Genomic DNA, 24,136 nt, shown 5'->3' with positions numbered 1-24,136 from the left:
CGGGCTCCTCAAGTCTCGTAGAAAACGCCGGACGACAGCCCGACGCGTAGAAATTCGCGCAGACGAATCTGCAAATTGGCCTCGCGCTGGGCGGCGAACAGCGCGTGATAGGCGCCCATCTCGCTCTCGTCGTCCGCCCCGCGCCGGATTTCGTCCGGAGTGCTGCGCATGAGCTGGCAATACGCCGGGACGCCGTAGCGCAGCGAGGTGAAATGCGGAGCAATGTCGGACTCACCCTCCGCGCTCTCCGGCTGACAGCGATGGCGGCGCGGCACCAGCGAGGCGAAGGGCAGATAGGAAAAACGCACGCAGCCGGTCTGGCGGCGCCGCGCGTACACCGGCGGCAGGGTGTCGCCCGGCGCGGCGCGGGCCAGGAGGATGCTGTTGGAAATAAGACCCACGGCGTCCGCGTTGATCTTGCCGATTGCGGTGCAGGCGGCGAGGGAAAGTTCGCCCCCAGGCGAAACCTCGTCCGGCGCGCAATAAGCCGTGGCGGCGGAATCGTTGGCATCGAGAATGGCATCCGTGGCCGCGAGTCTCGCCCCCTCGGCCACCCGTAGGGCGCCCAGGATCGCCCGTTCCAGTTCCACGGCCAAGCCCGGCAGTTCGGCCACCAGGCTCGCGGCGCCCGGTGAAACGGGATCGCCCGCCCCGTCCAGCGCCAAACCGGGCACCAGGGTGGCATGGGCGATGCGAAGGCGCGCGAGTTCGTTGCCCGCGGCGGCGGGCACGTGCAGCCGCGCGCCGGCCACCAGCAGCCCCTCCAGGCTGAAGGCGCTGTTCGCCCCACCCGTGACGGGGAAATCCCCGCCGAGGATCAGCGTCGGCCGGCACCGCTCGGCGGCCCGCAGGATCACATGCCCGCCGGCATTCACGTTCACCGCCAGGGTTTCCTCGTAGCGCCCGCTGTCGGTGATTTCCACCACCCCGTCGCCGGCCAGGGCGGCCAGGGCGGCCAGGGCGGCCTGGATCGTGGCGTGGTCGTCGGGTACCCGGATCACGGAAGTTCCCGGCGCGTCGGCGCGACGTTCGCGGGGATATTCGCCGCCGCCCAGGTCCGCCGGGAACCCGTAGTGATAGGTGACCCGAAGGCTTTGGGGCACGGCCACGGAATCCCCCAGCGCGATTCTTCCCAGCACGGGATCGATGCCGTACTTGTCGCCCAGGGTCGTACCGTCGGGCAAGTTCCCGCTGAGCGGCGCGTGCGCCCAATCGGCGCCGTCGTCGGCCAGGTTGCAGGCCACGACGCTCCCTCGGGGCACCTCGACGCCGTCCGCGTACAGCACGAGACTGGGCTCGGCATTGTCGACCTCCGCCCCGGACGATTCCCGCGAACCGTAATAAAGGGCCTTGCGGGCATCCAGCATTCGGCGGCCGATCGGGTCCGGCACGTTGATGGGCTCGGCCAGGTGGGTGATTTCGTCCTCGGCCACGGGGTTGGCGTAAAGCTGGAGCGGATGGCCCAGGGGGCTCACCAGGTAACGCCGGTCGTCGACCCGCACCGCCGGGCTCCTGGTGTGCCGATAGGCGTCGATTCGCCAGAGGAATATCCCGACATTGGGGATGTTGAAGCGCCCGCGCCGGCTCTCGATCCGCCGGACGTCCACGGTGTGCGCCGTCGAATCGAAGGCCGTGCCGATCCGCGCCAGCGGTTCCCATTGCCGGAGGTCGGGCGCGTACCGGCTGTGCGGCCTGAGATGGTTCATGTACTGGGTGGTCCCCAGCAACTGGAAGAACTCCACCGCGCGGGCGTTCCACCCGGTGACGTCGCGGGCGAGCTGCTCCAGCACCGCCGCCGTACCCTTGCGGCGGCGCAGGGCGATGGTGTGGGCGACCTCGGCGCGGGCCAAACCGCGCGCTTCGCCCAGGGCGTGCAAGGGTTCGTAGCCGATCAGGTCGCCGATATAGGGAATCGCCCAGTCCGCGCAGGTCTCGATGAAAAGGTCGTCGTAGATCTGGTCGAGATTCTCCTCCAGGACCGCGAACTCGTCCGCGAAGGCCATCAGCAAGGCCTTGAGGGGGCCGCGGGCGGCTTTCCCGCGCAGCGCCTCGATCCGCTCCTGCTCGGCGACGGTCGCACTAGGCAAAGCTTCCAGGGCGGCGAGCTCGGCGGCTTCCGCCGGCGTCAGCAGGCTCTTTAAACCCGTGGCGAGCTCGGCGTCGCGGATGCGGTGTATGGCCGGCAGTAGCCGGAACAGGGTATCGGCGTCGAAGCTCATGACATCGTCTCCAGCACCAGGGGCGCGGCATCCAGGGTGAGCAGCTCGGCGGCCAGCGGCGTCTCGGCGAGCGAGGCCACAGGCAGCACCGCGGACAAGCGGGGCACGAACTTCGGAACCGGCGTGTCGCTCCGGTGCAGCTCGGCCACCTGCACCGCCTCGACGCCGGTTACGGCCTGGGCGACGGCGGCCACCTCGTCCACCGAGACGCCCTGGCCGAAGCCGCGCGCCTCGAAGCCGAAGGCTTCCCTGAGGCGGGCTTCGACGCCGGCAAGCACCAGTTCCGGCTCGGCCTCGGCGGCGACTTTCACCGCCAGCCGCGTCCGGAACCGCGCATCCCGATAGCTGACCAGGGTCAGCGGCAGGAGCGGATCGCCATAGCGGCGCAACGCCGCCAGCAGGTTGCGGAACGTGTCGCCGTTCGCCGGAACGGCGCTCCCCTCCTCGCCCGCGACGGTGAGGAACACCCCGCGGGCCGGACCGCTGGGCAGCCACAGGGCGTGGGCCTTGGCGATGCCGGCGAAGGCGCGGGCGAAATCCCGGTAGTCCCGGATCGATACCGCCCGCTCCAGGGTGAGCACTGTGAGCGGCGCGTTGACCCGCGCCCGCTCCTCGGCTTCCGGGTCTTCCCCGCCGCCCGCCGGCTCGGGATTGGTGGCGCCGGTGACGCCCAGGGGACGCGAGAGCAGGGTGGTGAGCTTGCCCGCCGCGACATTGCCCGCGAGCCCCAGTCCCTTGCGGTAGATGGCGCGCAGGTTGTGGTCGCCGGACGGCGGGCGGGCGCCCTCGATGCCGTCGCCGAACCGCACCATGGCTCGCGCCTGGTCGTCGACGGCGAGCTCGTAGACCCGCTCGTTCGGACCACGGGCGTAGAGGCTGGGAACCTCCTGCCAGAGGAGGTCGTTGGCGCGCAAGGCCAGGGTCGATTGGCGTCCGCTCGGGGTGGCCGCGCTCACGAAGGTGAGCGGCGCCTGGCGCAGGCCGAAGCCGGCGTTGGCCACGCGGGCGTCGCCGCTGCCCAGGATCTCGTTCACCGTTTCCCCGTGGGTGGCGCGCGCGACGTTGGCGTTGACGCGCACGGACTCGCGGTCGTAGACGTGCTTGAGGGGCGCCGCGAGGGTGAAATAGCTGCGGTCGCGGTCCTGGCTCACGGAAGTAGCCAGTTCCCCGACGAAAGCGATTTCCGACACCTCCTCGTCGCCCGGTTCCGGCGGCGCCGGTTCGATGGCCGCGGCGGCCGCCTCCAGCACCCCTTCCCGCCCGTCCCGGTCCAGCAGCCGGAGGCGCAACTCCGCGCTGCCCGGGTTGGCGAGCCGCTCGCCGAACTGCGGCGGGGAGAGCACCAGCCATGCGCTGCCGGATTTCTGCTCCGGCGCGGCCGCGAGGCGCAGGGAGTCTCCTTCCTCGACGGTCACGCTGCCCCCTTCCACGAGCGTCATGGTCACAGCGCTCCTGCCCTTGCGCAGCCGCACGCGGGCGCGCTTGCCGCCGATCGCCAGCGCACGGCCGGGGCCGATTCCCGGCGCGAGCCGGCCCAGCGCGAGCAGGTCGCCGTAGAGAGGAAATCCGAGCGGCGTCGAGGTCACCGGCAGCGGCTCGGACTGGGCCAGCACCAAGGTCTCGCGCAGACCGAACAGGCCGATGTTTTCGGTCGTGTCCGGCACTATGCGGGTAATCTTCCCGCTCAAGCCGTAGTCGCGGCGGGAAAGATGCGCGACGGATTGGGCGCGATAGAGTTCCACATACCCTGCGGCGAGCTTCGACGAAACGGCACTGGCTAAACCCGACGGCATCGAGGAGAGTGCGCTAGCGACCGGTGACGCCACGGCCGAGTTGGCGAAAGCCACCGGAATCAACTCGATGGGGCCCAGAATCCCGATATCCACAGAATCGGGCGGCGGCGCCGCGGCGACCAGGGCGATCCAGCTGCCCGGAACGATTTTCGGATACTCCGCGTCGAGATCGATTCGGGAACCCTGAATCCCGAAGTTAGCCCACTGCTGCCCGTTTGCCGTAAGCAGACCCTCGGGCGCGGGGTTGTTCGGGGTGAACAGGATACGCGGGTCCGGCGCATTGTGACCGAACAGCGCGGCGCGCTGGCGGAAGATGTAGACGGTGGCACCCGCGGCGGCCGGCTCGACATGGGGGCTGGTGCTGCCCAGGGGTTCGTCCCAGGCGATCCGGGTGCGCTGTTTCTCCCTGTCTTCCTCCACGAGGGTCAGCAGCCGGACGTCCCAGCGCTCGCTGCCGGTATCGTCGAGCCGCTCCTGGCCCACCACGAGGATGACATCGCCCGCCCCCACGCCGTTGCCCACTCCGGCCAGCCACAGCTCGCGGTCGCCGAAGCGCGGGCGCCAGGGGACCGAGGTCTGCACAGGAATGGCGTTCCATTCGGCGCGGGCTTCCACCGGCTCCACGGTCTCGAAGGTCTGGGGCTGCTCGCCCGGACCCGGCACGCTCTGCACCCTGGCACCCACCGGAATCTCCACGGGACCCGCGGCCAGCGCGGGACTGCCCGGAACCTCCTGCAGGGTGAAGGCGAGAAAGGTCGAGGCGGCCACGCCGGGCGCGAGCTCGTAGCCGATCAGGCGGGCCAGTTCGAGAATCGAGCGGCGCTCGGTCGCCGTGCGCAGGAAGTTCTCGTTGGCAATGCGTTCCTGATAGAAGGACAGCACGTCCAGGGTGGTGGCCAGCGCATCGCAAAGGGCGATGGTGAAATCGCCGCCGTCCCGGGTGGTGAGCCCCGCGAGGGCCGGCAAGCCGCTGCTCGAAAGCCGGGCGAGCAGGGATTCCCTGAAGCTCGCGTGCACGCCGACCCGGTAGGCGACGGCGGACTGGCCGGGCGGGTTGTCGATGCGCGCCGGCGTCTCGGCGTCGAGGCCCGCGCAGCATCCGCAGTGGTCGAGGCTGGAATCGGCCATCACTTGCCTCCGAATAGGGACAGACGAAGCACGCCGTGCTCCGGGAAATTGGGATCGTTGTCGAGGCGGGGAATCTCCAGCCGGGACAGGCGGAGAAAACCGTCGGCGAGCGGTCCGGTATCCTCGCTGCCCTGGCGGTGGAAGCGGGTCACCTGCACCGAACCCACGCCCGCGACCTGGCGGGCCGCCGCGTACAGCGAGCTCAGGTAGACGGTTTGGCCGAAGCTCAGGTTATCGGGATGAAACAGTCCGCGCCGCCCGTCGGGCAGCATCCGGTTGCCCAGGACCTCCAGCAATCCCGCGCGCACGTCGGAACGGAAATAGTTCGCCTGGACGCAGACCAGGAGATCGATTTCCAGGGAGACGAACACCGGATCGTTGATTTCGATGTCGTGGCCCGCCATTCGGTAACGCTCGAGGTGACGGGTGATCCGGGTCTCGAAGTCCGCGTCCACCGGCAGGCCGCCGGCCCGGTCCACGGTGACGAACACCGTGTGCCAGCTTCCGGTCCAGCGCAGGGTGGCCGCCGCCCGCTGCACGCCGGAATGGCGCTCGGTGACCTCGGCGTAGTCCTCCGGCGTGACCGCGCGTTCCTGGCGGCGGAAGGCTTGCGGAGCACGCCGGCGCACCACCGCGGCGTCTTCCGGGTCCGCGCCGCCCTGGGCGGCCAGGGGATTGCGCGCGCCGAGCACCGCGCCGTCGCCGCTCGCCACGTGGGCGATGGCGTCCGCGCCGACGTTCCCGGCGCGGCCGTTGCCGACCCGGTAGCGCGCGGCGAACGCCGTGCCGGCCTCGGGCCGCCGCCCGTGCACGCCGTTGCCGAAGCGCAAGGCGGCCGAACCGTCGTGCTCCACTTCGACGACAAAGTGGGGATCGTCCGGCTCGCTGTTCAACAGGTCGCGCCGCGCCGTCCAAGTGCCGCCGTTCAGGGTGATCGCGGGCAGGCAGTCCTCCATAAGCCATTGCATCGCGAACGCCGCCGGCGCTTCCGGATCGAAGGCCAGGCGTTCGGTGCGGCTCACACCCTCCTTCACGGTCGTCTTGAGCACCGTGCCCGCGTAGGTGAGCGGCAGGTTACGGAGCCTCGGCGCGAAACGCGGCGAAAGCTCCACGGGCTCGGCGCCGGTGCAGCGATTGGCGTCGCGCTCGGGCGGATAAACCAGCCGCGTCGGGGGCACGCTGCCTAGATCCTCGTCCGCCGGCAAGGTGAAACCGTGATCGGCGAGCACCAGGTTGCCGCGCGCGACGCTGACCCGGTCGAGTTCCACTTCGCCGTGCGCCTCGTCGGTGACCGAGGAAATGCACAGCGGGAATGGCAGGGCGTCCTCGGCGGCCCAGGCGATCTCGGTAATCTCCGCGCCGCTGACGGGATCGGTGAGCGGCGCCGCGGGGTCGTCCGGCGAGAACTTGCGTACCGAGACCAGCCGCACCACGTGGCGGTGCGCGGGATCGGCGTCGCCCGGCTCGCCGGTCGAAGGTCCCAGCACCTCCTCGAACAACAAGGCGTCGCCCGCTTCCAGCGCGGCGAGATGACCGGCGAGCGTCGCCCGGGTCGCACCCTTGGGCAGACAGCAGCGGCGATCGCCCCAGGCATGGAAATCGATTTCGTTATGCGCCGCGTGCAGCACGGCGTCGTGCAGCGGCTCGAAAATCGCGGGACTTTTCCGCAAGGCGGCTTCGTCATCCCGCGATCCGGGGACGATACGCGACGGCAAACCCGGCACCCGGCCGTAGAAGCGGGTGCCCGCCCGCGGCAAGGCCACCCCGTCCGCATTCACCGCCACGTGCAGCCAGACTCGGGCATTGCAGCCTTCGTGCATGGGATAGTCGACCAGCAGGGCATGGCGGCGGAGCGAAGTGCGCAGGCGCGCGGTTTCCAGGTAGGCTTCGGTGGCGATGGCGTCCTGCCGGTAGGACAGTTGATCCGCCACGTAGGCCATGAGTTCGGCGAGGGTCACGCCCAGGTCGGCGGCGCTGCGCTCGCGCCAGTCCGGCACCAGTTGGCTGATCCGGTCCAGGATGAGCCGGCGGAAGCTCGGATAATCCTTGGCGAGATAATCGATCTCCGGCGCCGGGACGGGCTCTTCGGGACAGTCCTCCCGCTTCCGGCAGTCGAACTCGCTGTCGCACTCGACCTTGAACGAGAATTCCACCTCGGAAAGCCGCGGGTCGAAGTTTTGCGGCGGCGTTTCGTCCAGCGCCGAGCGCACCAGACGCAACCGGTACGGCGAGAAATCGCCGTAGCGGTCGACGCGGACCAGCAGGACGTGGTCCGGCTCGGGCAGGCCGGCGAAGAACGCCGCTTCGGCGGGGGTGGCCTCCGCCGGCGGCGCGGAAGCCGGCGCCACCCATTCGACGCGGACGCCGCGCACCCGCTCGCCGCCTTCGATGCGGACCTGCTGGGCCGCGAAACCCGGCGGAACCGCCTTGAACAGCCGGACCAACAAGGTTTGCTGGCGCGGGCTGCCGAGCGGCGCTTCGCGGTCCAGCACTTCCAGATAGTCGATGCCGTTGAGGGTGGGATGGGCGGCGACCTTATTGCGGCGCCGTTCGTCGCAGCAATGGTAGATCATGGCAGCGCCCCTCCGCGTTCGAACGTCGCTACTTGGCTGGTACCGGTACGGCGGATCGCATAACGCACGGTCACCCTCAGGGTCGACTCGATCGCTTCCACCTCCACGCCGTCGAGCGCGATCAGATGGCCCAGCCATTGCTGCAGCGCGCCCTGCACCAGGAACTGGGTGGTCGCGGCCAGTTCGACGCTATTCGGCGCGAACACCAGTTGCATGAGCCCGCTGCCGAAATCGGGCCGCATCACCCGCTCGCCCGGCGAAGTGAACAACACCTGCTCGATCAGGCCACGAATGTACGCCTCCTCGCCGGCTTCGCCGGTACGCCCTCGATCGTCGAACTGGTAGGGGTATTGAAGGTTCATAGATGTTAGCTATCAGTTGTCAGCTTTCAGCCGTCAGCTTTCAGTTTTTCTTCTCGTTCCCGCGCGCCGCGTCACTGCCATTAAGTTAAGAAAATCCGCTGTCATTACTGAACACAGGCGGCTTATTCCTCCCTCTCCCCATACCGGTTTCGCCCTCCTGTGCAAGCCGTGCATGGTTTACAAATTAAACCGGGCGGATGGTTTACAAATTTTCTCCCTTTCCATGCCATTGGCTGGGAGAGTTTATTTTCTGGGTTTGCTCATCGAGCACCCCCAGAAGGTGAAAGCTATAGCGCACTTCCCACAGGAACTCGTCGATCTGGTTCAAGCCAAGCGGTTCCTTGGCCAAAAGGTCAGAGACATAGAGCAAATGCCCGTTCCACTTGATTTCACCGTTCTGCCGCACGCGGCGGACCGTTACTCCGGTGGCATACTCCACAGGCGGCAGCTTCGCGGGATAAGCCCTGGGCGAGGCGGTGTACAGCTCGCTGGGCGTGCGCCGCTCCAGCGCCTCGTGGCTGCGCTCGTCGTTATATTCCGCGACAAACCGGTGAAAACGTTGCTGCTGAGCCTCCAGGGTCGCGGCCGGGGGAACCACCACCGCCGCTTTCAACGTCCGATGCATCCGTTCATGCCGGCCATTTTGATCCGGGCGGCCGGGTTCAGTCCGCTCAGGACGGATCCCCAACCGAATCCACCAGGCCGACAGCCGACTCAAGCCGCCCACCGCCAACGAGGCAAACGGGGCGCCATTGTCGGTCCGGATGGCTTCGGGCAAGCCGTATTCCCGAAACACCCATTCGAACCACGGTTGGGTCTCGGCCCAGGTCGGTTGGGGCAACCCCCGGCACTGCAACAGGTAGCGACTGAAGTTGTCAGTGATCGTCAGGGGATAACACCGCCGCCCATTGCCCAGCGCAAAGTCGCCCTTGAAGTCCGAACTCCACACCGCATTAGCACCGTCACAATGAGCCAACGGCGGGCTGTGCGGCGGTACTCGCCGACGACGCCGCCGCGGCGCCACCAGACCGGCCCGCTTCAGAATCTCACCCGCGGTGCTGTCCGCAGGCCAGTTCACCGTCGGATCTTCCCGACGCAAACCATCCATGACTTTCTTCGGACCAAACGACTGATGCTTCAACTTGTACCGCACCATCCGCTCACACAACTCGGGGACAACCGCATTGGGGTGATGCTGGGCTGCCCGCGACAACTCTTGGAGCCCGTCCAGCCCCCACCGCTGATACCGATCAATCCACTTGTCGCCCGTTGGGCGACTGATCCCATAAAACGCGCACAAATCGGTCTTGGTGTACTGTCCACTCAGCCAGTCACCGATAAATTGAACTCGTTGGTCCATGGCACAGGTCTCTTTCCACGGCATCGGCGTTTCCTCCTCGCCAATACCTTAATGGATGTAAACCATGTGCCCGGTCTGTTTTGTAAAGGATCATACCGGTTTGTACCTCCTCGCTTCGCTCTCCCCTCGGGGGAGAGGGGTTGGGGAGAGGGGCTATGACACGGCAACTGCCTCAACTTAATGGCATCGGCGCGCCGCGCCCCTTACGGCCCGCAGCGCGGGCCGAATCGGTTCCCACGCCACACGTCACTGCCATTAAGTTAAGCAGAGATGTCCGTCATTCCGGCAGGGATGCCGGAATCCAGCGTCCATGGATGGCAAGCGGGCTAACATCCTTGTCCCTGGATACTGGCATCCCTGCCAGTATGACGGCTTAACTTAATGGCAGTGACGCCACACGTGGGAATCAGAAATCAACTCGCTGTCAGCTTTCAGTTCTCGGCTGACAGCTGATAGCTGATAGCTGTCAGCCATCAAGCTCCTATCACCCGCGTCTGTGCCGCCACCGGCAGGAGCGGCGTGCCGTTCGGCGCGCAGACGGCCTGACTGTCCATCAGCACCAGCGGCTGGCCGTTGGAAAAGACCCGCGTGGCCGCCACCACCCACTGTCCGGTGACGCAGGGCACCGGGCTGCCGCTCACGTTGAACGGGCAGCCGGCGATGGCGTAGGGCGCGGCCATGGTTACCGTGGGCTGGCCGCTCACCAGCACCCTCGGGTTCGGAGCGGTGGGCGTTGCCGTGCCGCCGTGCGCGCACAGTACCGAAGCGCCGACATGCAGAAGCGGTCCGGGCATCTCAGACCACCGTCAGCGCGCCGTTGTTGATGGTCACTGTCGGCCCGACGAGGGTGATCATCGCGCCCTTGCCGTTCTGGATGTAGATGCCGGTGTCGTTGACGATCAGCGTCGCCCCCGTGGCGCTTTTCAGCATGATGCCCCCGGTGGGGCCCGGCAGATCCGAAATCGTCAGTCCGTTCTGCAACGGCGTCTGCAGGGTGATGGCGGACAGGCCCGGCGGCGTGGCGCGGGCCAGCGCCGGCACTTCGGCCCCGCTGCCCCAGAAACAGCCCACCCAGATCGGATAGTCCGGATTGCCCTGCTCGAATTCGATCCACACGCCCGAACCGATGATGGGCAGGGCGAACATGCCGTTCTGGATGCCGGCGATCGGCACGCAGGGCATGGCCCAGGTCGCCGGGGCGAGGCCCGCCACGTCCGGCACCTGCACCTGCAAGCGGCCCTGCTGCAAGGGATCGATGTTGTTGAGCACCATGCCGCGGTACTTGCCGTAATATTTGCCGCTCTCGTTCATACGGGCACCCTCGGCGTGATGGAAACCAGGCCGTTCCGCGTGAGCCGAAAGCTCTGCTTGAACTCGCCGCGCTTGAGAGTGCTGGTGACGCTCTCGACGTAGTAGAGCCCGTCGTAGGCCACGCCCGCACCGCGTACTCCCACCAGTTGCCGGGCCTTGAGCACCCGGCCGTAGCGCAGCACGTCCAGGCTGCCGTTGGCGCTGACCGCGTCCTGCGACTTCTTGGCCTCCGCGAGTCCCATGGAAATCGCCTGCATGGGATTCATCTTGGCCGTGTCCTTGAGCACGGTGAGATTGGCGATGGGCGTCGGCAACGCACCCAAGGGCGGTTGCAAGGGATTGAGATTGGGGATGGGAATCGGAATCGGCACACGGGTCAGCTGATTCTGAATGAAGACCACCGGCAGCACCCCCTTGGTGGGATCGAAGGAAAAGCTCAGCGACTCCACGTTGGTCAGTGCGTCCATGTCCACGTTGAGCGCCGGCTGCGGCACGCCCACTTTGATCTCGGGTCCGAAGTAGGCGATGTTGGTGCCGGGCGTGGGCCCCGGCTCGATGTAGAAGACGTAGCCCACCTCGTCCGCCAGTTGCCGGATGTACTGGAGATCCGTGCCCTGCTGGGCGGGAATCTTGTCGACGGGGATGGGCACGTCCGGAAACAGCGCGGGAATCACCAGCGGAATGATGCCGAACGGCGCGTACTTGGCGCACAACAGCGCCACCCGCGCCTCGATGGGCAGCGCCGGGAACGGCAGGCCGCTGAGATCCAGCATGTCCATGGCCTTGGTGAGGTCTTCGCCGGTGACCGTCACCGTGCCCGGGGCCCCGTTGCTTCCCGCCTGCACCTGGACATTGGTCATGACGCCGTCGAACAGCGGCTGGGGCGTACCGTTCAGGGTCACGATCAGCATCACCCGCAAAGGCGGCGTCGCGGGACCGGTGCTCTGCGCCCCGGCGATCAGAAAGATCGTGTTCAGCTCCGACTTGCTGCCGAACTGGAACGAAAGCTGGAAACCGCTGTCCGCGCCCGCCGCGGTCCTGACCTCGACGCTGTCGAGCGCATCCATCACCACCCGCGGGGCCGGAACGGGCACCACCGGGCCCATCAGCAAGGTGAGCTGAATTCCTTTAGCCAGCATCCGCTACTCCCGGAACGCCTTCCGGCAAGGTGATGCGCAGTCGCCGCCCGGCGGTCTCGGTCAGTTCCTCCGGGCGCATGGCGCGGTTGGCGTCGCAGATGCGCCAGTATTGCAGCGGATCGCCGAGATAGCGCGCGGCCAGATTGTCCAGCCGGTCTCCCGCCGCCACCGTGTGCTCCTGGAGCAGCGCGAAGTTTTCCGGCGGCGGCACGAAGCGGCGTTTCAGATAAGCGACCGTCGTGCCGTCCGGCCGCACGAGCTGGGCCGCCGCGATGCCGTGATAACGGCTGGTGGCGGGAAACAGCGGCGTGACCAGGGCGTTGGCTTGCAGAAAGGCTTGGATTGGATCAGTCATTAGTTAGCTCTCGGTAGTTAGCTGTCAGCCGTCAGCTTTCAGCAATTAGCTGTCAGCTTGTCTCAGCGTCTTAAGGAAACCCGCTAGCATCCTCTTTATCTCCATAATGTCGTCTCCAAGTTGATCGCACGTTGCCTTATCTAAGTATCGGAGATCGCCGGCCAGTAGCGCTTGGTATTCGAGCTCACTCGCCGAGCCCATGGCGATTTGGAGAAACCGGGCAAGCTCCGCATCTCCGCTACGGCCACAACCTTCAGCAATATTGGCCGGGATCGAGGCGCTCGACCGCCGCATTTGGGTCATCAATCCGTACAGCTCTTCCGGGGGAAAGCGCTTCGTAACGTGATACACGATCAGGGTCGGTTGATGAGATCTTTCCCATACTTTCAACTCTCTAAAGTTCCGCATTGTTAAGCTATCAGCATTCAGCTATCAGCGATTCCAACTTATTTGCTGACCGCTGATAGCTGACGGCTGACCGCTGAAAGCTGATAGCTGACGGCTCATCCAACCCCTCCGATGCCGAGCGCCGCGAAACTGCCCGGCTGGGCCTTCGCCGCGAGTTGTTCCTTGGTTTGCAGATAGCTCATGAACAGGCTTCCGCCCTTGTGGGCGAAGCCGAGGTCGTCCACCGAGAGCACGCGCAGCCCCAGGCTCACCTTGGCGCGGATCGGGTTCAGGGCGGGGTCGAAAGCTTCCTCGGTGATGGAGAAATCCGTCAGCCGCACCGGCACCACACGGCTCTTGCTCCACACGAACAGCATCAGCGGCGCCTCCATGGGCGCTATTTCCAGCGTCCCGGAACTGGCCTCGGCATCGACCCGCAACAACTGGGCGCTGGTCGGATGCGCCAAGGATTCGAGCACCGCCAGTTGAGGCTGGATGCCGTGCTCGACCACGGCGCGATGCTGGTCCGGAAACTCCAACTGGTCGGCGGCATCGATCTCGGCGTCCAGCTTGATCGTCTCCACCGCCGGCCCCTTGAAGCGCATCGGCTCCGAGCGGTTGGCCGCTTCCCCCCCGGCCGACTGGATCTGCAATGTGCGCGACAGCGAGTCCGGGTTGTACTGCAGCGAAATGATGCGCAGCACTCGCGCCGACTCGGGATCGATCAGCACCAGGCCGCCCTTGAGGACACGCGGAGAATTGGGAAAGGTGGTCATTCAGGCACCTCGGGCACTCTCGGTTTGCGATCGGGCAGATCGACCTTGGGCGGCTTGGGTTTGGTGCCCGAACAATCCTCCGTATCGCCGCTGAGGTTGTAGATACTGCCGTTGCACTGATCACAGGGCGTATTGTCCGGCGGATTGATGAGGGTCCTCCCCCTGGAGTTGATCTTGACCAGGTTGGTCTGCCAGCCCAGGCACCAGGTGATGGCGTCCTTGAAACCGCGCGTGCATACCTTGAAGGCCGTGCTCAGCGCCTGTACCGGCGTTCCGGAAGCGCCGAAATTGCAGCCATGGTCGGAAGTCGGGAACCTAGTTGTGCTTGCGTGCATGTCGTTCTTCTACCGCTCTTCATATCAGGAAACTGCAAACCTCATCGGGAGATCTAGGGCGGCCCCCGGTGGCAGATTTTGTCGTGCCACCACACCGTATCGGTTCCGGACTTGAGGCCATACTTCGGCTTAACGCCGTAAGTGCTGCCCTTGGCATGGCCTAACGGAGCTAAAAAGTTCGCGATTCCGTCATAGAACCGTTGCAGGTCGAAGCAACGGGGGTCGCAGTGGCCGCCGGCAAACGCGTCTTCGACAAAGTGGGTCGTGGTCATGGGCCATACCCCCGCCGCGACTGCCGCTCTCAGATACATCAGGGTCGTATTCCAATATTGTTCGGCCGAGTAAGGGGGATCGGGGAGCGGCAAAATATCGGGATTCGAAGGATCGCAGGTGTTCTCGCTTTTCGCGCCTTTCTTGACACCCACCTGTACGAGCTCGACCGAAACCGTCGCTCTCGCCCGCTGCGCGCGGGCTTCGAGCACGGGTCCGATCACCTTGCAGCCTGATGTCAGGTCCGCCTCTTTACCCTTTACGGCGACCGCCGCCGCGCCTTCCTTCTTCTCCCGCCGGCAGATCTCTGCGACGGCCCAATTGCCCGTGGAGAAAATCTTCCCGCTCGTCGCATCCAACTTGTCCTTCGCACCTTTTTTCTCATCTGCAACCTCCTTTGCGCTCAAGGGAAGCCCAGTCAACGCATCAGCCAAGGCTTTGTCTTTTGCTGCCGTATTCGTTGCTTTCCAGACTTTGCGTAATGCGGTCTCACGGTCTGCTTCCCGAAGCAGGTCCTCGCCCTTTTCAAATTCGGTGGTGGTCGGGCGGCGAGGATCGTAGAAATCCGGGCGCTGGATGATTTCCTGCCCGGTAGCGGGCACGAAAACGTTTGGACCGCTGCCCAGAGGGCCCCGTGCTTTCTTGGCTTCCGTCTCCAAATGAGCCCGGGAGCTGGCCCCAGATGTGTCATGCAACAAGAACTTGGCGCCTGCGACGGAGCCGAAGGATTTGACGGGAGCAACTCCGATATCCTGAAACAGCGAGATGGCCAAACCCTGTTTTTCATCCTTAGGAATGGTTTTTCCCGCCCAATCATCTTTCTTCGCCTCCTTGGTACCCTTGTCGTCCGGGTCACGGAAAAGCCGATCCGGCGTGCCGCCCGCCAGGGATGAAATCGGGAGCCGGTCACTTCTATCGGCTCTTTGACCGGAGCCTGTTCCCGCCGCACCCGACTGCTGCACCACGTGCGTCAGCTCATGCGCCAGCAGGCGCTGCCCCTCGCGCGTCTCCGGCGCGAACCTACCGGTGCCGAACACGATGTCACGTCCCACGGTATAGGCGTGGGCGTCGACCTCCCGAGCCGAGCGCTCGGCGTTCGCGCCGGTGTGTATGCGTACCCTGGAAAAGTCATAACCAAAGCGCTGTTCCATATCCCGACTCAGTGCCGGCTCGAGCGGCCGGCCGGAACCGGCCAAGATCTGGTCGACACTGGTGGGCACCGCTTCGCCGGCTGACTGCCTAGCGAACCGCTGGATACGCAACGGCGCGACACGGACGGCGGGCCGCGCCGGCATCGCTAGCACCTGATCGGCGATCCGATCCGCTTCCCGTTCGTACGCGTCGTCGGGTTCGCCAACCGCCAGCTTGGTCTGGATGCCCGCCATGCGCTTCTTGCCGCATTCCTCGCATTCGCCGCTCAGACCAGGCGAGCCGCCGCAGGCGCACTTGCGCTGCAAGAGTACGCCGCGTCCCGTTACTGACGAGGCTCCGGCGGTGTTCTTCGGCTGTGTTCCCGTGTACGTAATCATCGGTCTATACCTTGGACGGCGCTCCTCAGAATCTCCGGTTTATTCTTAAAAACAATTCCGACGCTGACCTCGTTCGTGCGAAGCGGCCTCCATTCCTCTTGCACCGCTTGTCGGGATTCTTGTCCCTCGACCCCGACCAACGCTGCTATAGGGTGAGCCTCCCATTGATGGGTTTCGCTGCGCTCTACCCATCCTACGCAAGGCTCTCCAGCTACGGGCATTTCTTGGCGTCCTGACCCTTGCAGGGATTCGACACCATGAACCCCTTGGTCTTGAAGCGTTCACAACATACGTTTTTAAGCGCGGATGCACTGTATGAGACTTGGACTTTGGTGCCGCCCTCTACAGAGTGATAGTTGATCTTTCTGATCGTGTCCTGCTTGGCTACATGCACACAAGCCAGCGAGCCTAAACTCAGGCTGCCTTCGTGAATGGCCTGGTTGCCGGTCTTTGGCCCCTCGACAAAGAACACCGCGAAATTCATTGTCGCTTTCGAAGTGTCTTTGAAGTACTTGCCGGCGCGCTTATGGCCGGTGATTTGTTCCGCCTTCGGAACCGACGTGTGGTGATATCCACAGCCCTCGATGCGCGTGACGGTGTGCGCTCCACTATCGGTAAGTCCTTGGGACGCCTTCCCTCCGACGATTCCCACCTTGATATCAGCTAGGCTGACGGGGCTGGAAAAGTACTTAGCCGTAAGTTCGCCGGTTGGTACCAAGTCTCCGTCCGCGTCCGTCGTTGTTCCGGTGAAATCAATGCTTATCTTTTGTATCCAGGGCTTTTTGTTCTTGTCGGTTTTCATCGTGAATGAATCCTCGACGTCCGCCCCATGGTCGCAAACGCCGAAGTTGGCGCTAGTCTTTGGCCGATAAGGCATGATGGCCAGTTGTGGCTTGTTGTGAGCAACACTGCTCCAATCTGGATCTGATTGCTGAACGACATGGGTCAATTCATGGGCAATCAAGCGTCGTCCTTCGCGCGTCTCCGGTATGAACCAACCCGTACCGAACACTATGTTCTGACCAACTGTGTAGGCATGGGCGTTCACCTCCAGCGCCGATTGCTCGGCGGCTCCGCCCAAATGCACTCTTACTCGTGAAAAGTCGTGGCCGAAGCGTTGCTCCATGTCCTGCCGTAACGCGGGCTCCAGTGGCCTGCCGGGACTCGCGAGGACTTGATCGACGCTGGCAGGCGCAACCTCCATTTGCCCCGAAGGTCTCCCGGTAAAACGCTGGATGCGCAGGGGCGTCGCACCAGCCGCAGGGTGTACCGGCATCGCCATCACCCGATCGGCGATCCGGTCCGCTTCCAGCTCTAATGGGTCGTTACTCGCACCTACCGAGAGCTTGCGCTGCAACGCGCGTGATTGGCACTCGTCGCACATTTCCCCCAGTGGAGATTTCGAGGAGCCGCAGGCGCATTTGCGCTGGAGCAGTCCGTCGGCGACGGACACGGCCGAAGCTTTGGGCTTGGCGGGTGCGGTTTGAAGGGCTGCGGCGGCGCTCATCGCCCGGTCTCCCGCGCAATACCCCGAGCTAACTGCGCCCCCACAGTCACCGGTTTTGACTCCGTTTCGATGCGAACTCCGCCTATCTTGAGCCGCGGTAAACTTCCTCGGGACACGAAATGCGCCGCGGCATTCGGTTCGGCGAGGAGAAGACGGTTCAATTCCTCGCGCAAGCCCTTGGCAATGGCGTGTCGGTCCTCGTGCCGAAATCCTTTCAGCACCAGCCGATCGATATGCACTACGACACGCTTCATACCCACCCCCGCGTTTCCACGTCCGTCAGGGGCCGCTCGCGCTTGGCGGCTTCGTCGTAGGCGGCGCGCAACAGGTGCGGCATGCGTACCGGTTCCGCGGCTTCGGCGGCGAAAAAGGCGGCGTTGAGGGCGATGTTCCGGATGTTGCCGCCGGCGACGTGGAGCCGGGCGAGCTTGGCGGGGTCCAGCCCCTCGGTCGGGGTGGCGGCGGGAAAGATGCCGCGCCAGATGGCTTCGCGCTCCGCGGCGTCCGGGAAGGGAAACTGGACGACGAAGCGCAGCCGGCGCTGGAAGGCCGTGTCCAGGGCCGCCTTCTGGTTGGTGGTCAGGATGGCGAGGCCGCGATAGGCCTCCATGCGCTGGAGGAGATAGCTCACCTCGATATTGGCGTAACGGTCGTGGCTGTCCTTGACCTCGCTGCGCTTGCCGAACAGCGCGTCGGCCTCGTCGAACAGGAGGATGGCGCCGCTGTCCTCGGCGGCGTCGAATACCCGCCTGAGATTCTTCTCGGTTTCGCCGATGTACTTGCTGACCACCGAGGACAGGTCGATGCGGTACAGGTCCAGGTGCAGCTCGTTGGCCAGCACTTCGGCGGCCATGGTCTTGCCGGTGCCGCTCTCGCCGGCGAACAGCGCGGAAATGCCGAGCCCGCGCGCGCCTTTGCCGGAAAAGCCCCAGTCCTCGTAGACCTTGAGCCGGTGCCTCACGTGGGCGGCTATCTGGCGCAGCGTGGCTTTTTGCGGCTCGGGCAGTATCAGATCGTCCCAGGTGGCGGCGGAGTCCAGCCGCTGTGCCAAATCATCGAGCCGGGTTCGGCCCAGCGTCCGGCAGGCTCGCCAGAGTTCTGCGTCGGGATGGGAGCTCGCGGCCAAGGTCGCGCGCAAGGCCGTGCCGGTGTTCGAAATCGTCTCGGCGCCCAATCGGAACTGGCCGGCAACCCCCTCCAGCGCGCCGTTGAGCCGGGTAACCGCATTCCCCAAGGCCGCTTCCCACAGCCGTTTTTGCTCACTGGCGTCGGGTTTGTTGACGACGAACCGCAGGTTCGCCCGGTGTACGGCCAAGGGTTCGGGGGCGGAGAGGAACACCAGGCCGCCGAGCCGTTCGGCCAGCCGAACCGCCGGTCCGTAGGCCGTTTCTTCCCGGTCGCAGTCGATCAGCAGCGCGGCTTCCAGCAACACCGCCTCCCGCTGCCACAACACGGCCAGCGAATCCAGTTCGTGGACGGCGGCGGGAACGTCTCCGGCCCGCAGAACGCAAAGCTGCAAACCCATCGCCGAGGCGACCCTAGCCGCGACGTCCTGCCGTCCCGAGGCGTCATCCCCTGCCAGTTGCACTATGGGCCAGGATTCGCGTCTTTCAAAGGCTTCCAGCACCGCTTCGGCGACCCTGAGTTGAGATTCGGCCATCGCCCGGACCGGCGGGCGCGGCTGCAACAGCGGCTGCAGCCGAACATCGAGATAATTCACCCCGGCGAGATAGTGCAGGACCCGCTCATCCATCTTCAGGCGGGTGGCGCTGAGTCCGGCGTTCTCGTCCACCTCGATCAGCCGCCAGCGTCGCAGCGGGCGGGCCGGCGTAAGCGCGCTCCAATGGGCGTCTTCCAGGACGGCGAGCGCCAGGCCGAAAGTGACATGCGTCCTGGAAGGCTGACCCTGGGCAGCCGCGCAACGGGCGGCCAGTTCGCTGTCCATCTCCAACCCGGCGCAGAGGAGAATCAGGTCGCGCTCGAAAGGACTCAGATCGAACCGTTCGGCCAGGTGGTCGATGGCGGCGGGCGCGGGCATCGCGGCCCTTGCATTATCCAAAGCGGCCGGATTATCGCTCCCGTGCCCGTCGAGCCGTGCTTTCAGGCGGGCGAATTCCGCCGTCAGCAGGCGCTGGTTGGCGGCGGTCCAGTCGTGTTCGAACTCCCGGGCGTTCATGTGATGGTAATCCGGCGATCGAGGAACACCGGCGGTTTGGCCGCGCGGTCGATGATCGGGCTATCTATCCCGTCGATCCGGAGCCGTGCCAAATGGGAGCCGACCGGTGCGTCCTCGATCACGAAATTGAGCGCGGTAACCGGCGGGACGTAAGCCACCGGAGCGAACTCCTGATGGCCTAGCACCAGAACCGCCCGCTGTCCGGCGCGCAAGGCGGGATGGAAATTCAGCGTGAAACTGGCAGTTCCGTTGCCATCGCGGACCACGTTCATGGGCAAGCCGGTGATGTCCGGAGCCAGCGTCAGGGCGAGCCGGTTGGTCTCGCGCGGCTCGGTCTCACCCGGACGGACCAGCCGCGCGCCGACACGCCAGACCCCGACCGGAAAGCTGGCCGCCTGCGCCGCGGGAATGGAAAACCGAATCAGCGCGGCGCCCCCCGTTCCCATGGCAGCGATACTCTGCTCCACCTCGAAACGATCGTTGGTGAGCAACACCGTGCGCCCGGTCCCGTCCAGGTGGTGGCCTTCGAGATCGATGGTCTCGCCCAGCCGCGCCACAGGCTGACCGCCGGACGGCTTGACCGCTTCCAGCATGGGCAGCGACGGCACCAGGCCGGGTTCCACCACCACGCCGCGGTCACGTTGGGTGATCGGATCGATCGGACCGCGGGACAGCACCGGGAGGGGCGAACGGACGGGCTGGTCCGCCTCGATCAGCACCACGCTCGCCAGGTAGGCGGCGGTGGGCCGGTAGTGGCTCTGGATCGCGGTCCAGAGCTTGGACATTTCCTCGGTATTGAGGTACGCGGGGGTGATCTTGATCTGTTCGATCTGGTCCGCGAGGCCCGACTCGGCCAACGCGCGCTGCAGCGGGGTGCCTGGCGGCGGTGAGGGAGTCAGGGCGTTGCGGATCGCCTGGCGGGCGAGCACCGGGGTTTCGTGCAGGAATTGCATGGCGTAGCCGAGCAGGATCTCGGCGTGCAAGTCGCCGCTGCTGTAGGCCGAAATGAGATAGTGCAGGTCGAGTGCAAGGGGCGGATTGGAAAGGCGATGCCGACCCGAGGCGTCGCGCGAGGGCAGGCCCTCGTTGCGCCAGCCGGTGTTGGGCGTGACCTGGTGCAGGAACAGGTTGAGCTGGGAAGCTTCGCTGCCGTTGGGCGGCACCACCCGGTCGGGCGGGCCGACGCTCACCGACACCGAACTGCCGATGACGCCGGCCACGTTCTGATTGATCAGGCCGTCGTTGAGCAGGTCGCGCAACACGGCGGTGACTCCGGCGATGGCGAGCGCGCTGCTCATGGGCGCTCTCCCCGCCGCCGCGCCAGGTATTCTTCCAGGGTCATCGGCTTGGCCGACGGCGGCGTCCGGCGCTTGGACGGAGGCGCTTCGTGCACCGCGGTGACCTCGATCCGGCCTATGGTCACGTGCACCTCGGTGGATTCCCCGGCCCGGCTTGCCGAGACGGCGCCCCGTGAGGAATCCGGCGGCCGATTCCCCGCATTCCATGCCGGCGAATGCATGGCCCGTTGCGGAGGAAGAAGCGGCTCGACCATGTATGCCAGGCCATGGACATTGACTCGTCCTTCACGACCCGCGGAATCGCTCTCGATCATCCTGCGGGAGCTGCGAGGCACGAGGTCTGCCACGGATTCAGCAGACGATTCCTCAAGGCTTTCTGCATCCATAAAGCCCGCTTGTCCCGTCTCGGCTGTGAACGGCGGCGGCCCGATGCTCGCTCTCGGTGCTTCCGGAACGACCGCCGCATGGTCGGTAACGCGTGCTTCGAAAGCGGGCTTGTCCGGTACGTTCTCCGGAACATCGAGCCGCCGCACCGGGTCCTCTACGGTCCACTGGCGGGCAGACCGGCTGTCGCCGGGAACCGAGTTCGGCAGAACGGCTTCCGGCAACTCCGGTTCGATCAGGGTGGGCGGCGGCGCATAGGGCAGCCGCGCGGCGGAATGGACGCTTTGCGTAAGGCCCATGGCCCGTCCGACGAGACGCTGCACGAATCCGCTCATGATGCGTCCACCATTTCGAGATAGATCGCGCGCCGCTCGGGCGAGAGCGCCAGAATCTCGGGTTCGGTCCAACCGTAGGCGCGGGCGAGACGATGAACTTCGGTCAGCAGCGCGCGGGCACGGGCCTCGATTTCCTCCCAGAGCAGCGCGCCGATGTCGAGGCCCGCCACCCACCGGTGTCCGCAAGCGTCGCAGGCCAGCTCCAGGGCGATGTCGGCCATCGGGTCCAGCGCTTCCAGCCCGGCCTCGACTTCGGCCCGCAGATCGGCGTCTTCGGTCCAGGCCGTATTCCCGCCGTCGACCCGGCAGCGGTCGAGAAACTTCCTGCTCGCCGTCTCCACGTCGTGTTCCCCCGCGACCGCTGCAAGATCGCGGCTCGAAGGCGCGCGAAAACGGAAACCGGCGACCTCCAGCTCGGAACGCCCGTCGCCCTGCCCCGTGCCGGCGAGCAATTGCCGGCTATCGAGCGCGAACTCCAGCCGTTCGCCGCAGCGCTCGCAGTCCAGGTACGCCTCGATGCGGGGCCCGAAGCTGGCCTCGCGTAGGCCCAGCAACGCGGCGTTGATCACACCCAAGGGGAGATCGGGGAGGCGGGAGGACGGAAGGTCCGGACGGGCGAAACCGCCCAGCAACAGCGCCCGATCGATCGGGTGCCGCGTCCGGCCGCGCTCCCACAGCGCCAAGAGTTCCGCTTCGCTCGGAACCCGCATGAGCTTCAATCCGGTTCGGTGAAGCTAGTCTCGGCGGGCTCGGTCACGTCGTAATCGCGCTCCCAGCCCTCGTTCTCGAGCTTGATGGTCTGGATCGCCACGGCGTTGGCATTGGCGTCGAGATCGGGCAGCGCCTGGTACTCGGACACCCAGCAGCGGAACACCTTGTAGGCCAGCGCGAGTTGCCCGGCCTCGTTGTAGACCTCGATGATGATGTCCTTGCGGAAATCCTTCAGCGAGACCTCGGCGCCCAGGCCGGAGCCGAAGTTCCACACCTTGTTCGCCCATTTCTCGAATTCGGTATCGTGGGTGACGCCCCGTTCGAGCGTGATGGCCTCGAACTTGGTGCGACCGGGAGACTTGCGCGAGGTGGAAGGGTCGCCGCCTTCGCGGTGTTCGACCATCTCGGTGGAGCGCTTGAGAGCGCCCACCTTGGAGATGCCGGCGACGTAGCGGCCGTCCCATTTCACGCGGAATTTGAAGTTCTTGTACGGATCGAAACGCTGAGCGTTCACGGAAAACTGCGCCATCTTGAATTCTCCCCGGTTAAGCCTGAATCTGTCCGGCCAACTGCTGGATGCGGATCACCACGAATTCGGCGGGCTTGAGCGGAGCGAAGCCCACCAGGATGTTCACGATGCCCAAATTGATATCGTTCTGCGTGGTGGTTTCGCGGTCGCACTTGACCAGATACGCTTCCCTGGGACTCTGGCCCTGGAAAGCACCCTGGCGGAACAGGTTCTGCATGAACGCGCCCACGTTGAGCCGGATCTGCGCCCAGAGGGGCTCATCGTTGGGCTCGAACACCACCCACTGGGTGCCGCGGTAAAGACTTTCCTCGAGGAAGAGCGCCATACGCCGCACCGGCAGGTATTTCCATTCCGAAGCGAGCAGATCGGCCCCGACCAGGGTGCGGGCACCCCACACGACCTTGCCGGCGACCGGAAAGCTGCGCAGGCAGTTGAGGCCCAGGGGATTCAAGCGCCCGTTCTCGCCGTCGGTGAGGGTGTAGGTGAACTCCTGGACGCCGGAGAACGACGCTTCCAGGCCGGCCGGCGCTTTCCACACGCCGCGCTGGGCGTCGGTCCGCGCCATGATCCCGGCCACTGCGCCGCACGGGGCGAAGCTGCCCAGGCGATTCTCGTTGAGGGGGTCCGGCATTCGGAGCCGCGGGAAATACATGACCGCGTTGCGGGCGTCGTCGTTGCCGATGGTTCCGCGGACCACGTTCACCCCGGTCTCGGCCGTGGCGACCGTCGTGCTCGGATTCGCGGTCCAGGCCGCGGGCGGGTCGACGATCAGCATCGCCCGGCGGTCCTGGCAGTAACTTGCCGCGGCGGCCCAGGTCGCGTTGTCGACATCCGGCCACGACGCACCGGTGCCGGCCGGCGGCGTATCCCGCTCCGTTCCCAGAGGCGGAATGCAGAGCAAGTTGAACAGGTCGACCGGCTCCAGGGCATGGATCCCGGTGCGCTGATTCGGATCGCCGGTGATTTGCCCGTCGACCAGCGGGTCTCCGTCGTCGGTGGCGTTGCCTACCGCCGCTTGCGTGGCGTCGGTGGGGCTTTCGCCGTCCGGTGCCGAGGTACGCACCCTCACGAAACTCGACCCCTGGGCGAGAACGGTATCGACGAAGCGCGGATCCGTGACCTTGCCCGACACGTTGCGAAAACGCTCGGAGGCGATCACCCGTGTGCCGCCGGGGCGGTCGAGCTGCTCGACGGTCAGGTTGAACAGGGCCGTGTCGCCCGGATCGCGGGTTTCGTGATCCACCGTAGCGCGCAGGGCGGCACCCCAGGTGCCTGGGCTGGATGCTTCCAACACCAGGTTGCCGGTCGTCGTGACCAGGGTGATGGTCGCGGTGCTGGCCGCCACGTCGCCATTGAAGACCCGCACGATGATCGCATCGCTCCCGCCGTGCTGGAAGAAATGGCTGACGGCATAGCTCATGGTGCTGGCCTGCCACAAACCGCCGAAGAGGCGGGTGTACTCGGCGAAGCTCTGGATGCGAACGGCTTGGTTCACGGGGCCTTGCAACGCCCTTCCGATGAAGGCGGTAATGGAGGTGGCCACGCCCGTGATGGTTCGAACGCCGCTGGGCACTTCTTCGATATAGACACCGGGATAGGTAAGAGCAACGGGCATGGCGATCTCTCCGTATCGACTGGTTGGTTAAGAACGGGGACCTG

At 65.6% G+C, this 24,136-nt stretch carries 21 protein-coding genes; all 21 read right to left on the bottom strand.

Annotated elements, in window-relative coordinates:
* Window positions 1-8: 8 nt before the first annotated feature.
* Window positions 9-2,219: a hypothetical protein gene (locus tag ACR2R1_RS18165; protein ID WP_434111297.1), complete on the bottom strand. Its 2,211-nt coding sequence runs from the start codon at window positions 2,217-2,219 to the stop codon at window positions 9-11.
* Entirely contained in the window at window positions 2,216-5,140 is a 2,925-nt protein-coding gene (locus tag ACR2R1_RS18160) for a putative baseplate assembly protein (protein WP_434111295.1), read from the bottom strand. The genes ACR2R1_RS18165 and ACR2R1_RS18160 overlap by 4 nt, the downstream gene beginning before the upstream one ends.
* Window positions 5,140-7,713 carry a putative baseplate assembly protein gene (locus tag ACR2R1_RS18155; protein WP_434111293.1) on the bottom strand — a complete coding sequence of 858 codons (2,574 nt, stop codon included), beginning with the start codon at window positions 7,711-7,713 and terminating at the stop codon, window positions 5,140-5,142. Before ACR2R1_RS18155 ends, ACR2R1_RS18160 begins: the two co-directional genes overlap by 1 nt.
* Entirely contained in the window at window positions 7,710-8,075 is a 366-nt protein-coding gene (locus ACR2R1_RS18150; RefSeq protein WP_156880484.1) for a GPW/gp25 family protein, read from the bottom strand. Before ACR2R1_RS18150 ends, ACR2R1_RS18155 begins: the two co-directional genes overlap by 4 nt.
* Window positions 8,076-8,277: 202 nt before the next feature.
* Window positions 8,278-9,435 (bottom strand): integrase core domain-containing protein, encoded by a 1,158-nt coding sequence (locus ACR2R1_RS18145; RefSeq protein ID WP_434110856.1) that lies wholly within the window; start codon window positions 9,433-9,435, stop codon window positions 8,278-8,280.
* A gap of 473 nt (window positions 9,436-9,908) precedes the next feature.
* Complete coding sequence (locus tag ACR2R1_RS18140; protein WP_434111291.1) at window positions 9,909-10,229, bottom strand: hypothetical protein; 321 nt, start codon at window positions 10,227-10,229, stop codon at window positions 9,909-9,911.
* A 1-nt stretch (window position 10,230) separates the two neighbouring features.
* Window positions 10,231-10,746 (bottom strand): phage baseplate assembly protein V, encoded by a 516-nt coding sequence (locus ACR2R1_RS18135; RefSeq protein ID WP_077729989.1) that lies wholly within the window; start codon window positions 10,744-10,746, stop codon window positions 10,231-10,233.
* Entirely contained in the window at window positions 10,743-11,885 is a 1,143-nt protein-coding gene (locus tag ACR2R1_RS18130) for a hypothetical protein (RefSeq protein ID WP_086134066.1), read from the bottom strand. Before ACR2R1_RS18130 ends, ACR2R1_RS18135 begins: the two co-directional genes overlap by 4 nt.
* Window positions 11,875-12,240 carry a hypothetical protein gene (locus tag ACR2R1_RS18125; protein ID WP_077729987.1) on the bottom strand — a complete coding sequence of 122 codons (366 nt, stop codon included), beginning with the start codon at window positions 12,238-12,240 and terminating at the stop codon, window positions 11,875-11,877. The genes ACR2R1_RS18130 and ACR2R1_RS18125 overlap by 11 nt, the downstream gene beginning before the upstream one ends.
* A gap of 45 nt (window positions 12,241-12,285) precedes the next feature.
* The gene (locus ACR2R1_RS18120) at window positions 12,286-12,648 is read right to left on the bottom strand and encodes a four helix bundle protein (RefSeq protein WP_434111287.1); all 363 of its coding nucleotides are present in this window, start codon (window positions 12,646-12,648) and stop codon (window positions 12,286-12,288) included.
* A gap of 95 nt (window positions 12,649-12,743) precedes the next feature.
* Window positions 12,744-13,403, bottom strand: a complete 660-nt coding sequence (locus ACR2R1_RS18115; RefSeq protein ID WP_347258974.1) for a hypothetical protein — start codon at window positions 13,401-13,403, stop codon at window positions 12,744-12,746.
* Window positions 13,400-13,738 carry a hypothetical protein gene (locus tag ACR2R1_RS18110; RefSeq protein WP_156880494.1) on the bottom strand — a complete coding sequence of 113 codons (339 nt, stop codon included), beginning with the start codon at window positions 13,736-13,738 and terminating at the stop codon, window positions 13,400-13,402. Before ACR2R1_RS18110 ends, ACR2R1_RS18115 begins: the two co-directional genes overlap by 4 nt.
* 53 nt (window positions 13,739-13,791) lie before the next feature.
* Window positions 13,792-15,537, bottom strand: coding sequence for an eCIS core domain-containing protein (locus tag ACR2R1_RS18105; protein ID WP_347258975.1), 1,746 nt, complete (start codon window positions 15,535-15,537; stop codon window positions 13,792-13,794).
* A 211-nt stretch (window positions 15,538-15,748) separates the two neighbouring features.
* Window positions 15,749-17,044 carry an eCIS core domain-containing protein gene (locus ACR2R1_RS18100; protein WP_347258976.1) on the bottom strand — a complete coding sequence of 432 codons (1,296 nt, stop codon included), beginning with the start codon at window positions 17,042-17,044 and terminating at the stop codon, window positions 15,749-15,751.
* A complete protein-coding gene (locus ACR2R1_RS18095; protein WP_434111284.1) occupies window positions 17,041-17,298 on the bottom strand; it encodes a hypothetical protein in 258 nt (85 codons plus the stop codon). The genes ACR2R1_RS18100 and ACR2R1_RS18095 overlap by 4 nt, the downstream gene beginning before the upstream one ends.
* The gene (locus tag ACR2R1_RS18090) at window positions 17,295-19,220 is read right to left on the bottom strand and encodes an ATP-binding protein (protein WP_434111282.1); all 1,926 of its coding nucleotides are present in this window, start codon (window positions 19,218-19,220) and stop codon (window positions 17,295-17,297) included. The genes ACR2R1_RS18095 and ACR2R1_RS18090 overlap by 4 nt, the downstream gene beginning before the upstream one ends.
* The gene (locus ACR2R1_RS18085; protein WP_434111280.1) at window positions 19,217-20,518 is read right to left on the bottom strand and encodes a DUF4255 domain-containing protein; all 1,302 of its coding nucleotides are present in this window, start codon (window positions 20,516-20,518) and stop codon (window positions 19,217-19,219) included. The genes ACR2R1_RS18090 and ACR2R1_RS18085 overlap by 4 nt, the downstream gene beginning before the upstream one ends.
* A complete protein-coding gene (locus ACR2R1_RS18080; protein ID WP_434111278.1) occupies window positions 20,515-21,237 on the bottom strand; it encodes a hypothetical protein in 723 nt (240 codons plus the stop codon). Before ACR2R1_RS18080 ends, ACR2R1_RS18085 begins: the two co-directional genes overlap by 4 nt.
* The gene (locus ACR2R1_RS18075; protein ID WP_434111276.1) at window positions 21,234-21,947 is read right to left on the bottom strand and encodes a hypothetical protein; all 714 of its coding nucleotides are present in this window, start codon (window positions 21,945-21,947) and stop codon (window positions 21,234-21,236) included. Before ACR2R1_RS18075 ends, ACR2R1_RS18080 begins: the two co-directional genes overlap by 4 nt.
* A 5-nt stretch (window positions 21,948-21,952) precedes the next feature.
* Window positions 21,953-22,477, bottom strand: coding sequence for a phage tail protein (locus ACR2R1_RS18070; protein ID WP_077729977.1), 525 nt, complete (start codon window positions 22,475-22,477; stop codon window positions 21,953-21,955).
* Window positions 22,478-22,493: 16 nt separating this feature from the next.
* Window positions 22,494-24,092, bottom strand: a complete 1,599-nt coding sequence (locus ACR2R1_RS18065; RefSeq protein ID WP_434111274.1) for a phage tail sheath family protein — start codon at window positions 24,090-24,092, stop codon at window positions 22,494-22,496.
* Window positions 24,093-24,136: the final 44 nt, after the last annotated feature.

The sequence above is a fragment of the Methylocaldum sp. GT1TLB genome (genome assembly GCF_051027445.1).
Classification (GTDB): Bacteria; Pseudomonadota; Gammaproteobacteria; order Methylococcales; family Methylococcaceae; genus Methylocaldum.
The sequence above is the reverse complement of the archived record's forward strand: the minus strand, read 5'-3'. Positions and strand labels throughout refer to the sequence as shown.

Bases quoted from the DNA above. Each gene is read 5' to 3' on its own strand.
- ACR2R1_RS18090 (WP_434111282.1), bottom strand. From the start codon at position 19,220: ATGAACGCCCGGGAGTTCGAACACGACTGGACCGCCGCCAACCAGCGC.
- ACR2R1_RS18155 (WP_434111293.1), bottom strand. From the start codon at position 7,713: ATGATCTACCATTGCTGCGACGAACGGCGCCGCAATAAGGTCGCCGCC.
- ACR2R1_RS18150 (WP_156880484.1), bottom strand. From the start codon at position 8,075: ATGAACCTTCAATACCCCTACCAGTTCGACGATCGAGGGCGTACCGGC.
- ACR2R1_RS18125 (WP_077729987.1), bottom strand. From the start codon at position 12,240: ATGACTGATCCAATCCAAGCCTTTCTGCAAGCCAACGCCCTGGTCACG.
- ACR2R1_RS18110 (WP_156880494.1), bottom strand. From the start codon at position 13,738: ATGCACGCAAGCACAACTAGGTTCCCGACTTCCGACCATGGCTGCAAT.
- ACR2R1_RS18095 (WP_434111284.1), bottom strand. From the start codon at position 17,298: ATGAAGCGTGTCGTAGTGCATATCGATCGGCTGGTGCTGAAAGGATTT.
- ACR2R1_RS18105 (WP_347258975.1), bottom strand. From the start codon at position 15,537: ATGATTACGTACACGGGAACACAGCCGAAGAACACCGCCGGAGCCTCG.
- ACR2R1_RS18115 (WP_347258974.1), bottom strand. From the start codon at position 13,403: ATGACCACCTTTCCCAATTCTCCGCGTGTCCTCAAGGGCGGCCTGGTG.
- ACR2R1_RS18075 (WP_434111276.1), bottom strand. From the start codon at position 21,947: ATGCGGGTTCCGAGCGAAGCGGAACTCTTGGCGCTGTGGGAGCGCGGC.
- ACR2R1_RS18080 (WP_434111278.1), bottom strand. From the start codon at position 21,237: ATGAGCGGATTCGTGCAGCGTCTCGTCGGACGGGCCATGGGCCTTACG.
- ACR2R1_RS18130 (WP_086134066.1), bottom strand. From the start codon at position 11,885: ATGCTGGCTAAAGGAATTCAGCTCACCTTGCTGATGGGCCCGGTGGTG.
- ACR2R1_RS18120 (WP_434111287.1), bottom strand. From the start codon at position 12,648: ATGCGGAACTTTAGAGAGTTGAAAGTATGGGAAAGATCTCATCAACCG.
- ACR2R1_RS18100 (WP_347258976.1), bottom strand. From the start codon at position 17,044: ATGAGCGCCGCCGCAGCCCTTCAAACCGCACCCGCCAAGCCCAAAGCT.
- ACR2R1_RS18160 (WP_434111295.1), bottom strand. From the start codon at position 5,140: ATGGCCGATTCCAGCCTCGACCACTGCGGATGCTGCGCGGGCCTCGAC.
- ACR2R1_RS18145 (WP_434110856.1), bottom strand. From the start codon at position 9,435: ATGGACCAACGAGTTCAATTTATCGGTGACTGGCTGAGTGGACAGTAC.
- ACR2R1_RS18165 (WP_434111297.1), bottom strand. From the start codon at position 2,219: ATGAGCTTCGACGCCGATACCCTGTTCCGGCTACTGCCGGCCATACAC.
- ACR2R1_RS18135 (WP_077729989.1), bottom strand. From the start codon at position 10,746: ATGAACGAGAGCGGCAAATATTACGGCAAGTACCGCGGCATGGTGCTC.
- ACR2R1_RS18070 (WP_077729977.1), bottom strand. From the start codon at position 22,477: ATGGCGCAGTTTTCCGTGAACGCTCAGCGTTTCGATCCGTACAAGAAC.
- ACR2R1_RS18140 (WP_434111291.1), bottom strand. From the start codon at position 10,229: ATGCCCGGACCGCTTCTGCATGTCGGCGCTTCGGTACTGTGCGCGCAC.
- ACR2R1_RS18085 (WP_434111280.1), bottom strand. From the start codon at position 20,518: ATGAGCAGCGCGCTCGCCATCGCCGGAGTCACCGCCGTGTTGCGCGAC.
- ACR2R1_RS18065 (WP_434111274.1), bottom strand. From the start codon at position 24,092: ATGCCCGTTGCTCTTACCTATCCCGGTGTCTATATCGAAGAAGTGCCC.